This window comes from Endozoicomonas sp. Z74 (assembly GCF_057680865.1).
Map to the genome: position 1 here is coordinate 1 of NZ_JBLYZI010000147.1, position 10,437 is coordinate 10,437.

Consider the following 10,437-nt stretch of genomic DNA (forward strand, 5'->3'; position numbering starts at 1 on the left):
ATCATCTTCTGGATGACGGCCTCTTTCATTTCTTTGGAGTAGCGAGCCATAACTGCCTCTTTTAATCATCTCTCCATTGAAGAGAGTCATGAGTCAAAAGAGGCGACATCTATCCTGACACAGGGGGTTGTTTAGATATCTATTTGTTTAAAAAGTTCCCTCGTTGAAACTTTTCTGGTTCAACTTCCAGGCTGGAGAAGTCTGCTGCCTGCATTGCTGTTGCATACAATACTTGCGAAAGTACAAAATGATTAACTTGCATTCTGCATTACTCAGCTATGTCTAGTTAGCGCTGGTAATGGCTCTTATAATCACTTCTGCTGACGGGCAGATACAAGATTGCCTGAAGGCCTCCCAGGTTGCTCTGCTGCAAAGTCAGGTTGCCCTGGTAGCTGAGGGCGATATCCTGAACAATGCTCAGGCCAAGTCCGCTGCCCGGGGTTTGCTCGTCGAGGCGGGTGCCGCGTTTGAGAATGCGGGGGAGCTGCTCTGGTTTTACGCCGGGACCATCGTCGTCAATAACAATAATGATCTGTCCCTGCTCCGGGTAAGAGTGAACCCGGATTAATTGCTGTGCCCATTTAAAGGCATTTTCAATCAGATTTCCCAGCATCTCCTCCAGATCCCTGGATTCCACCGCTACATAGACGTCATTAGGCAGTTCATTGACCAGGGTAATACCACGGCCGGAGTATAGTTTTCCAAAAGCAGAGGACACCCGGTCAATGAGGTCTGTGGGGGATGAGTGTGCCGAGAGTATGTGGCTGGCGCCTGCCAGCCTGGAGCGACTGAGATGATAATCCATACTCTCCTGAATGCTCTGGAGAGACGATAGCAGGGGCGGCTGTTCTGATGGGGGAAGCAGGCTGACCTGGTTACGCAGAATGCTCAGAGGGGTCTTGATGGAGTGGGCGAGGTTGCCGGTGTGGCTTCGAGCCCGCTCAAGCAGATTGGAGTAGTGAAACAGTAAAGCATTGAGATCATCCACGACGGGTTGGATCTCTCTGGAATAGTGGCCGGGCAAGGAGTCCGAGTGTCCCTGGCGAATGTTTTTCAGGTCCCGTTGAAGCCGCTTCAAAGGGGTCAGAGACCAGTAGATCTGTAGCCATACCAGAAACAGCAGGCCAGAGGCCGTTCCAATCAGGGCGGTAAGAATGGCTCCGGTTAATGTTTCGAGGGTTTCTTCCAGAGGTTCTTTGTTGAAAGCAACGGTCACCAGAACGGGAGCATCATTCTTGCCCAGGTAAAGAGTGCGCTTTTTCAGCAGCAGTTCCTGGTCATCGGGTCCTTGCGGCTGGTCGCCTTCAAGGCGGGTATCCCAGAGTGACCGTGAGCGGAGGTGACTGTTGTCAGAGTCTATCTGCCAGTACCAGCCACTGTAGGGTTTATGAAACAGTGGGTTGGTGGGTTCTTGCTCCAGCAGAATCTGTCCACTGCTTGACCGATCAATGTTGGCACTGAGCTGATCCAGATAAATGTTCATCTTTTGGTCCAGATCCATCTGCAGATAGTTTTCCACTTCCCTGGGGAGCAGAATCGCGGCAGTGGAAAGTATCAGGATGATCCATACAAAGGCGGCAATCAGTAGCCGCCAGCGCAATGACTGGGTGGTGAAGAGTGAATGAAGGCTGCCGGTTAACCGGTGCTGGAAAAACTTAACCAAGTCGGTAACCCAGCCCCCGGACGGTTTCAATGACATCGCTGTGTATTTTTTTACGAATTCGCCGGATGAAGACCTCAATAGTGTTGGAGTCCCGGTCAAAATCCTGCTGGTAGATATGTTCCGTTAGTTCAGTGCGGGAGATAATACGCCCCTGGTGGTGCATCATGTAGTAGAGCAGCTTGAACTCAAGGGCCGTCAGCCTCACCGGTACACCTTGCCACATAATGGTTGACGAGCGAGTGTCCAGGGTTAATCCATCTATTGTCAGAACCGGTGAGGCATGACCGGTGCTGCGGCGGATCTGGGTGCGAATTCTGACCACCAGTTCTGCCATTTCGAAGGGTTTGCAAATGTAGTCGTCTGCCCCGGCGTTAAGGCCTTCTATCCGGTCATGCAGAGAGTCTCTGGCACTGAGGATAATAATGGACAATGGGTTGCCCTGTTCTCTGATGTTTCTTAATACGCTGAGTCCATCCAGTCTGGGGAGGCCCAGGTCCAGAACCATCACGTCGATGCTGCCCTCTGAGGCTTGAAACAGAGCGTCTATTCCATTGTCGGCATGTTCAGCTGTCCACCCTGACTGTTCTACAGCGTCTGTTATTTGCCTGGCAAGAGCCGGTTCGTCTTCCACAACCAGAATTTTCATTGTTTAATGAGTACCTCTTCCAGTCGGTGTCCTTCGAGTTCAAGTAACTGAAGGCTCTGAGCGTCTACCTTAACCTTTATGATACGCCCATCGTCTTCTATGAGACGAAGTTTGTAATACCAGCCCTTTCGTCGCTTGATCAGCTCAACACGAATAACCCGTCCTTTCAGCTGGCGCTGTAGCGCTGCCTCCAGTTTTGAGTAACTGGCTACTTTGCCATTTTTGACTGCCGCCATGACCTCATCCTGGCCTTCAGAGCTGTGGATATCGGGGTTGCTGAGTTCAGCCTGGTCCAGAGGTTTTGCCTGAAGGCCTCCGGTCCTCAGCAATAGAATGCATAGTAACAGTTGAAGAAAGCGTGTTTTTTTCATTCTGTGCCCGGTGAGTCAGGTGTGGGTAGATATGAGCGTAATCATGGTGTTGAATAGGGTTCTGTCCGATAGGGTATGGTGTTGTATGTCAGTGTATTTCCAGTCGCTGTACGGTAAAAGTGGTTTTGCTCATGTCTTCTGGCTGCTTCTTTTGGCCCTGGTTGTGTTTCCGGGGCAGCCTGCTTTCAGTGAAGGAAAGACTCCTGTGCTTTCCATGGCAGAGGTGGCCAGAATAGCTGTTGAGCATGGGTATCATGATGTCCGTAGCATTGAGCTGTCAGACGACCATGAAGAATACGAAGTCGAAGCGTTTGATCGCAAGGGTGACCGGATGGAAATTGAAATGGATGCCCGAACCGGTGAGATATTGGAGGTGGAGGAGGACTGAGTCTCCTCCAGAAGATCAAAGAGTCAGGACGGGTCTGTGGCCTGAAGATGATCGACTTCCAGCTTGGGGTTCAGGCCCCCTTCAAACTCACCAAACAGGCGCAGGGTCATCTGGTCGGTCAGCGTGCCATCAAATCGAACATCGTCGTCCAGTTCCACCGTGATTTCGTGCTTGCCATCGGAAAGGATAAAGTCTTCGCTGCTCAGTTGGCGAATAAGCCTTCCTTCAACCACCACCTGTTTATCGTTCATGGTCATGGAGGTGGTTTGCAGTTCGCTGAGCGGGGTTAATGTAACCGGCCCCTGATAGTGGATCCGGGAGTGCCTCTGACTGCTGTGTTCGTTGTCTGCCTGGCCTGTTAAGGGGACTATTGTCAGCGCCATCAGCAAGGTAATAACGGAAGTGCGCATTTTTTATCTCCGGTTCTGTCAATGATTGAATCGGGTGTTATTAGACCATCCCGGTTCTGAACAGGCCCTGAAGGCTTTGTTCATCCTGCGTTCATGTTGGCAGGGTTTCTGGGCAGGCTGTTTCGTTGGCTGACACTTCTTTACACAGCGGATGCCTTGAATAATTGGGGAGTGGCGCTATATCTTATACATAAAGTGTTACATGTAAGAAATGTTACATGTAATATAGTGGGCCAGTCATAAGAATGACCGACTCAGGTAAAGCAAGAGAGAAAATTCATGGCATCCCGGAAAAACGCCGCTCATTATCAACGCCAGTTCCGCGCCAGAATGAGGGAGCAGGGGCTGGTTAAAAAAGAAGTCTGGATTCTTCCGGAGAATGCCAGTGAGCTTCGCGATGTTGAACGCAGGCTCAGGCAACCCGACTTCGACCAACCATCAGGGAGTAACCCCATGACTCAGTCCCATGATATCTGGACCATTCAGAGCCTGCATAAGGCCCTTGAGGCCGACCCGCTGTTTACCAGTGGTGGCGCAAGGTTGAAGCTGGTAGACGGCACCGAACCCTGCCTGGAAATTACCATGACAGAGTTTGGTGACCTGCCCATTTATCTGACGGTTTCCGGAGAACAGATTGTCGCTGACGCTGTGCTATGGCCACTGGCTCTGGTGAAAGATGCCAATATCCTGAATGATGAGGTTCTCCGCACCCACAAGCTGTTCCCTCTGTCGACCATCAGCCTTGACCGTTTTCCTGATGGTTCTGAGTACTACACCATTTTTGGCGCCCTCAGTTCAGCCTCATTGCTGCAGAACGTCATTCTGGAAATTGAAACCCTGGCCGCCAATGCCATCAAAGCGACAGAGGCTTATGGGGGGCACTTGTCTTCTGAGTCAGTAGCCTGAGCTGAAACAGGATGAAAGCCTGCTTATTTCAACAGGCAGCGGTGGAGTGACATACTAGATTCATTAGTTTCCTGTCGTTTATTCGCCGAATCGGTTTAATGAATATCAAGGATAAATACACCATGAGTATCTGGAGCAAAGTGATGACCGCCCTGAAGGGGGCTACCAACGAAGTGGGTGAGGCTATTGCTGATAGTAATGCCCTGCGCATTCTGGATCAGGAAATCCGTGAAGCCAGTGATCAGCTGCAGCAGTCCAAAACCCAGCTGGCAGGCATTATGGCCAAGCAGAAGCTGGCTTCCCAGAAGTGCGCAGAGTTGAAAGACAAAGTGGCGGAATATGAAGGTTATGCCATCAAGGCGTTGGAGCAGGGCGATGATGCCCTGGCCACGGATGTAGCAACCCGAATTGCGGATTATGAGGCACAACTCAGTTCTGAGCAGGAACTGGAAAAAAGCTTTGCAGACAGTGTGGCCAGTCTAAAAAAAGCGGTCACCGATGCAGAAGCGAACCTGCGCCGTTTGAAGCAACAGGTGGATACTGTAAAGGCAACAGAATCTGTTCAGAAAGCCCAGGCAGCTTGTGCGGCTAAGCACAGTGGTGTTAATTCCAAGATGACCACTGCCACTGAGTCTCTGGAGCGTATTAAGCGTCGTCAGGCAGAGCGAGCGGCTCAGATGGAAGCGGCCAGCGAAATGTCAGGTGACACTGCTGAGTCTGATCTGCAAAGCAAACTGAAGGCGGCGGGGATCACTCAAGGTGATTCCAGCGCCTCCAGCGTGCTTGAACGGTTGAAAGCCAAGCAGCAGAAGTAATAGCTTCAGGAGGGTGGCGAGCTCAGAGCCGTGCTGATTCCGAGAAGGATAAAGGCTGAGCCTGCCATCCACTTTCCCCAGTTCATTCGCTGGTTGATCTGATCAAGGTGATGCCGGATGCTTCCCGCCAACAGACCTACTGCGGCATCGATAGGGAAGGCTACTGCCACAAACATCAGCCCCAGAACGATGATGTCGCTCTGGGCTGTGGGGCTGTTCTGATCAATAAACTGTGGAAAAAAAGCCAGAAAAAACAGAATGACTTTTGGGTTCAGTATGTCGGTGATCACACCCTGGCAAAACACCTTTTTAAGGGCGTCCCTTGAAATGCACTGGTCATGTCCCGACTGCCTGCCCGGAACAAGGGTTTTGAACCCAAGGTAGCAGAGGTATGCGGCTCCAGCGTACTTGATGATACCAAAGGTAACGGCTGAAGAGGCGATCAGTGCCGATAGCCCGAGGGAAGCAATCAGGGTGTGGATAAGGACACCTGTGTGAATGCCAAGGGCGGAAATAAGGCCTGCCACCGGACCCTGGGAAAGGCCTCGGGCAGATATATAAAGCAGGTCTGGACCGGGAGCCAGGGCCAGCACCAGGGTGGCTATGAGAAATAGCCCATATGATGACTCAGACATGAGAAAATCTCTTAACTGCCATCAGGAGGGGGGAATCAGAGTATAGTCCCCAAATGGGTCAAATGAGTGTTCAGCAGGTATAAATTCGATGATTTTTGACTGGTTTCGAAAAAAACAATCCGGGCAATCCGCTTTGCCTTCCCCCCTCAATCTCCGACTGGGTGGTGCTGTAGAGCTTGACCTGCTGCCGTTAAAAATGGTGGCAGAAAAGTTGAGGATGGCTCTTCCGGAAGGAGCTCAGACCATTGAGGCGGCAGGGTTTGTTGAGTTGGGTGGAGGTGCTTCACTGAGCCGGTTTTATACGTCAGATGACGGGTTTTTACAGATCTCAACGACGGGTGGTCATGAAACCCAGCACGTTAATGATATAAAACTGTTTGTTTTTGAACAGACGCACTCATTGACCAGTCAGCGTGGGGTCGACCTTTGGGTAGGCGACAGCGGTACCATTGGTCGGGAGACTTTCACCCTTGAGGGGGTCGTTTATCAACGGGTCTGGGATGACAGTGTACCGGGCCGGATTGAGCCGGTGAAATTGCTGGAAGTGGTTCATAACCGGGAAGCAGGCAGTGAGCCTTATGAGGTTGATCACCTGGCCATGCTTTATCAGCGGGAAATTCCCGGCTGTGACCGAACGGAGTATCTGCTGGCATCCCTGGAGTTTACCAGTGAGGATGAGGCGACCGCGGTTGTCAGTCTGGGTGTTGATCTGGACATGTCCTCCATGTCCGTACTGTAAACGGGTGAAACTGCCGGGCTGCAGGAGTACCATTGAATTTTGCTGACACAACTCACCTTCGGGAAATGACAAGATGATTGCCATCGCAGACTATCTGGCAGGCGTGCCTCTGTTTCTGGCCTATTTTGCCACGGGGCTGGTGCTGACCGGCATTTATGTTCTGGTGTATACCAAACTGACTCCCCATGATGAGATCGCACTGATCAAGGCTAATGCGCCTGCAGCAGCGGTTGCTTTTGCTGGTAGCCTGATTGGTTTCGTTCTGCCTCTGGCCAGTGTCATTGAAAACTCCGTCAATCTGGTGGATATGGTGCTATGGGGAGCCGTTGCACTGGTGGTTCAGTTAGCGACCTTTTTTGGACTTCGGTTGTTTTTTCCAAGAATTTCTGAGCGAATCTCTGACAATGAACTGGCCTCCGGTATCTGGCTGGGTGCTGTATCCATTGCTGCGGGTTTATTGAATGCAGCCTGTTTGACCTATTAATACCGGGGTAAGGGAATGAAACGCTCAAAAAAGCTCCAGCTGGTGATGATGGGGGCGACACCGCTGATGCTGGCCGGTTGTGGCAAATCCACCACAGAAGCGCTGGTCTACAAAAACATCGAAAGCTGTGTGTCTGACGGGCTTGTATCTGAAACCACCTGTGAAGTTGAATACAACCGAGCCTGGCAGACCCACCTGATGACGGCCCCGAAGTACCGGTATGTGCAAGATTGTCAGCAGGACTTTAATTCTGTGTGCCAGCAGTTGTCGTCCGGGGAATATATCCCAACCATGGAAGGCTTTATGCTGTCGGCTGTCCAGCAGCGCTCTGGTGGCAGTTCATTCACGGTGATTCCCCTTTATCTGGGCCGGGGAGGGTATTACCAGACTGGAAACTATGACCGGATAGGCAGCAGTTATAAGCATGGCAAAGTGCTGGTTGATAAAGCGACAACGGTCAAGCCTTCTATCAAAACCACTACTATGAAGCGCGGTGGCTTTGGCAGCCGTTCGGCAGCAAGGGGAAGTTGGGGGGGGTAATTATGCTGCGCATAGAAACCGCCCCGAGAAAGAGCTGGGAAGCGCTCGCGGAATCTCTGGGCTTCAAATTTCATACACTGTACGGTGAAACCTATTGGGATGAGTCGGCTTATTACCGCTTTTCACTGAAGCAGATTGAAGAGGATCTGGAAGATCCCACTGCGGAAATTCACCAGATGTGCCTGCAGCTGGTGGACAAAGCGGTGCACTCTGAAGCCATGATGACGCGGCTCAGGATCCCGGAGCCCTATTGGGACTACATTCGTCACTCATGGCTGAATGGGGAGCCTCACCTCTACGGGCGAATGGATTTTTCCTATGATGGTAAGTCTCCTGCCAAGTTCTATGAATACAATGCGGACACCCCCACTTCCCTGTATGAATCGGCCTTTTTTCAGTGGCTCTGGCTGGAGCAGATGATTGATGAGAAGCGCCTGCCACCGGAAACAGATCAGTTCAATATCATTCAGGAGATGCTGATTGAAACACTGGTCCTCCTGAAAAAGCAACGCATGGGGAAAGAGCCTTTATATTTTTCCTGCTGCAAGGATACCGAGGAAGACTATGGCACGGTGGAGTATTTTCGTGACTGCGCTATTCAGGCTGGTTTGAATACGGAATTTATTTATGTAGAGGATATTGGCTTAAGTCATGATGGTCGTTTTACGGACTTGCGCGACATGACGATACCTGGATTGTTTAAACTGTATCCTTGGGAGTTTATGTTTGAGGAAGACTTTGGTTCTTCTCTAAAGAGCGGTCAGACACTGTTTCTTGAGCCTCCCTGGAAGGCGATTCTGTCCAATAAGGCCATGCTGCCCTTGTTATGGCAGGAGTTTAAAGGGCATCCGAATTTATTGCCCTGTTATTTTGAGGATGAAAACCCAGGTGACGATCTTGGATCGTCCTATGTAAAAAAACCGGTATTTTCCAGAGAAGGTGCCAATGTCAGCATTATTGAAAACGGTCAGGAAGTCGATTTTGTGGATGGCCCCTATGATGACAGTGGCTATATTCTCCAGAAATTCCAACCTCTGCCGGTATTTGCCGGGAATCATACCTTGATTGGCAGTTGGGTGGTCGGTGATCGGTCTGCGGGTATTGGCATCCGTGAAGATTCCACAACCATCACCAAAGACAGTTCAAGGTTTTTACCTCATATTATTGTGGAGTAATGAGATGGAGTCTGAAATTACTCATAAACGGGTCAGGTTATGATAAAAGGTTTACAGAATTAAATCTTGTCTCATGATCAAGGGTATGAAAATCAAAGTGGCAATAGCCTTCCGTGGCTGTTGCCGTTTAATTAGAATCGGAATGACAGGGCAAGGTAGGCTTGTTTTGAATGAGTCATATTAACTTTTGAGCTTATGCTTGAACCACCATAACTGAAGCCATCATCAATGGATGCGTTGTTGCCCAGATATTTAGCACCAATTTCCAGGTCTACTGAATCCAGGGGGATGATAACTCCAGCTTGAGCGCCGTAGGCAAATCCCCACTGCTCCTTACTTTCTCCTTCAAGGCTTGCCTTATTTTGGGTCGCTCCCAGGGTAAGACCAATAAAGGGATGAACCTGGCTTTCTGGCATGAAGATATAGTCTCCCGAAAGCAGGAAATTCATTTGTTTCATATCTTTGAAAGGGAGTGGAGCATTTGGTGCTTTGTTAAGGGTGAGCGTTGTGTCATCAAGCATATTCCAGGAAAAAGTAGCGTATACTCGAAAGATATCTTGCATATACGTTCCAATTCGTGCGCCTATGAATTTGCTTTTTACTCCATTTTCCTCTTTCTTGTCACTCTCTTTCTTTCCCAATATATTAACATCAAGCTCAGCCTCCAGGCTGTTCCAGCCCATTCCTCCTTCTACACCAACAAATACCCGATCACTGTTCCAGTCATAGGCCATTGCTGTTGAGGAAAGGGCGGTTACAGAAAGGGCCGCTAGAAGCGCTTTTAACGTTTTCATAATGAATCCTGATATGTCTCGTATCCAAGTGTGGTTTAGTACTTTCGTTTGCTATTTCTGCTGGCAACAGAAATAACCTTCCCGCCGAATAAACGTTGTTTTCAAGTCATGGCATTTTCAAGTTATAACGACTGTTGAGAACAACGTTTCAACTTTGCGAGACATGTTATATAGGACAGATATTTGAATTGTGCCATTTTGATTTGAAGTACAATCGTACAAAAATCCCGAATACGCTTTCTATTCAGTGGCTGTCTTATATAAAAGTAGGGTGGTCGATCTGGCGGTAGGCTGACTTGGGAGGAAGATAGAGAACTGAGCTGTGTGGAGGTGTATGTTGCTTTTAGTATTGTTTTGTTACTCTATGCAGGCTAAAAAAAAGCCGCTCAGAGAGCGGCTGCTGCAAAAATAAAATGAAACGTGCAGTCTGAGTACTTCATAACACAACAGGAGGGATATGAATCATTTAATGTGTTTGTCAGCTTCTTTAAAAAACAGAGCCATATCATTCCAGGGCGTTGTTTTCTTAAGGATGCGCTTGCAGTTCAATACGGTCTCAAAATTTCGAGTTTGCTTTTTTAACTCAATCCAGCTGGTGATGGCGTTGTTTTTCATGGTCGTGCTCAAAAGAAAGCTGAATGAAATTCAGTGGGTATATCGAATGATGTTCAGTATAGGGCGGGTGCCAGAACCGCAAAAATCAATAATACTTTGACCGCCCATCAAGGCGGCTTATGGCTGCCTCAGGGCAAAAACATGATCAAGAATCAATCAGCCCAAGCACTTTCATCATATAGTCTTCATCCCAGCCACAGGTTTTACGTTTGTTCTTGATACCAGCCTTCACTGAAGTATCAAGCTTGAGAAGGTT

The 10,437-nt window shown here is 49.4% G+C and carries 13 protein-coding genes; 7 read left to right on the top strand and 6 right to left on the bottom strand.

What is annotated here, in order from left to right; translation table 11 throughout:
- Positions 1 to 286: 286 nt before the first annotated feature.
- The 3 genes from ACNRUY_RS24540 to ACNRUY_RS24550 are packed head-to-tail and all read right to left on the bottom strand — an operon-like array spanning position 287 to position 2,680.
- Complete coding sequence (locus ACNRUY_RS24540) at positions 287 to 1,663, bottom strand: ATP-binding protein (RefSeq protein ID WP_488114301.1); 1,377 nt, start codon at positions 1,661 to 1,663, stop codon at positions 287 to 289.
- Positions 1,656 to 2,309, bottom strand: coding sequence for a response regulator transcription factor (locus ACNRUY_RS24545; protein ID WP_488114302.1), 654 nt, complete (start codon positions 2,307 to 2,309; stop codon positions 1,656 to 1,658). Before ACNRUY_RS24545 ends, ACNRUY_RS24540 begins: the two co-directional genes overlap by 8 nt.
- Positions 2,306 to 2,680 (bottom strand): PepSY domain-containing protein, encoded by a 375-nt coding sequence (locus ACNRUY_RS24550; protein ID WP_488114303.1) that lies wholly within the window; start codon positions 2,678 to 2,680, stop codon positions 2,306 to 2,308. The genes ACNRUY_RS24545 and ACNRUY_RS24550 overlap by 4 nt, the downstream gene beginning before the upstream one ends.
- A gap of 31 nt (positions 2,681 to 2,711) precedes the next feature.
- Here ACNRUY_RS24550 and ACNRUY_RS24555 point away from each other — a divergent pair, with 31 nt between their 5' ends.
- Complete coding sequence (locus ACNRUY_RS24555; RefSeq protein ID WP_488114304.1) at positions 2,712 to 3,068, top strand: PepSY domain-containing protein; 357 nt, start codon at positions 2,712 to 2,714, stop codon at positions 3,066 to 3,068.
- A gap of 23 nt (positions 3,069 to 3,091) precedes the next feature.
- On the opposite strand, the gene ACNRUY_RS24560 is transcribed toward ACNRUY_RS24555, so the two are convergent.
- The gene (locus tag ACNRUY_RS24560; RefSeq protein ID WP_488114305.1) at positions 3,092 to 3,478 is read right to left on the bottom strand and encodes a YgiW/YdeI family stress tolerance OB fold protein; all 387 of its coding nucleotides are present in this window, start codon (positions 3,476 to 3,478) and stop codon (positions 3,092 to 3,094) included.
- A 279-nt stretch (positions 3,479 to 3,757) separates the two neighbouring features.
- Between ACNRUY_RS24560 and ACNRUY_RS24565 the strand changes: the two genes are divergently transcribed.
- Positions 3,758 to 4,384, top strand: coding sequence for a YjfI family protein (locus tag ACNRUY_RS24565; protein ID WP_488114306.1), 627 nt, complete (start codon positions 3,758 to 3,760; stop codon positions 4,382 to 4,384).
- A 98-nt stretch (positions 4,385 to 4,482) separates the two neighbouring features.
- On the top strand, positions 4,483 to 5,199 hold the full coding sequence (locus ACNRUY_RS24570) for a PspA/IM30 family protein (protein WP_488114307.1): 717 nt from the start codon (positions 4,483 to 4,485) through the stop codon (positions 5,197 to 5,199).
- 5 nt (positions 5,200 to 5,204) lie between these two features.
- Here the strand turns inward: ACNRUY_RS24570 and ACNRUY_RS24575 are convergent, their stop codons facing one another.
- Positions 5,205 to 5,834, bottom strand: coding sequence for a LysE family translocator (locus tag ACNRUY_RS24575; protein ID WP_488114308.1), 630 nt, complete (start codon positions 5,832 to 5,834; stop codon positions 5,205 to 5,207).
- 88 nt (positions 5,835 to 5,922) lie between these two features.
- On the opposite strand from ACNRUY_RS24575, the gene ACNRUY_RS24580 reads away from it, so the two are divergent.
- The 4 genes from ACNRUY_RS24580 to ACNRUY_RS24595 all read left to right on the top strand — a co-directional run bounded on the left by ACNRUY_RS24580 (position 5,923) and on the right by ACNRUY_RS24595 (position 8,772).
- A complete protein-coding gene (locus ACNRUY_RS24580) occupies positions 5,923 to 6,573 on the top strand; it encodes a DUF2491 family protein (RefSeq protein ID WP_488114309.1) in 651 nt (216 codons plus the stop codon).
- A gap of 73 nt (positions 6,574 to 6,646) precedes the next feature.
- Positions 6,647 to 7,057, top strand: a complete 411-nt coding sequence (locus ACNRUY_RS24585; RefSeq protein WP_488114310.1) for a DUF350 domain-containing protein — start codon at positions 6,647 to 6,649, stop codon at positions 7,055 to 7,057.
- A 15-nt stretch (positions 7,058 to 7,072) separates the two neighbouring features.
- Positions 7,073 to 7,597, top strand: a complete 525-nt coding sequence (locus tag ACNRUY_RS24590; protein WP_488114311.1) for a DUF1190 domain-containing protein — start codon at positions 7,073 to 7,075, stop codon at positions 7,595 to 7,597.
- A gap of 2 nt (positions 7,598 to 7,599) precedes the next feature.
- Positions 7,600 to 8,772 carry a glutathionylspermidine synthase family protein gene (locus ACNRUY_RS24595; protein WP_488114312.1) on the top strand — a complete coding sequence of 391 codons (1,173 nt, stop codon included), beginning with the start codon at positions 7,600 to 7,602 and terminating at the stop codon, positions 8,770 to 8,772.
- 131 nt (positions 8,773 to 8,903) lie between these two features.
- On the opposite strand, the gene ACNRUY_RS24600 is transcribed toward ACNRUY_RS24595, so the two are convergent.
- Positions 8,904 to 9,566 carry an outer membrane beta-barrel protein gene (locus ACNRUY_RS24600; protein WP_488114313.1) on the bottom strand — a complete coding sequence of 221 codons (663 nt, stop codon included), beginning with the start codon at positions 9,564 to 9,566 and terminating at the stop codon, positions 8,904 to 8,906.
- Between the last annotated feature and the right edge of the window lie 871 nt (positions 9,567 to 10,437).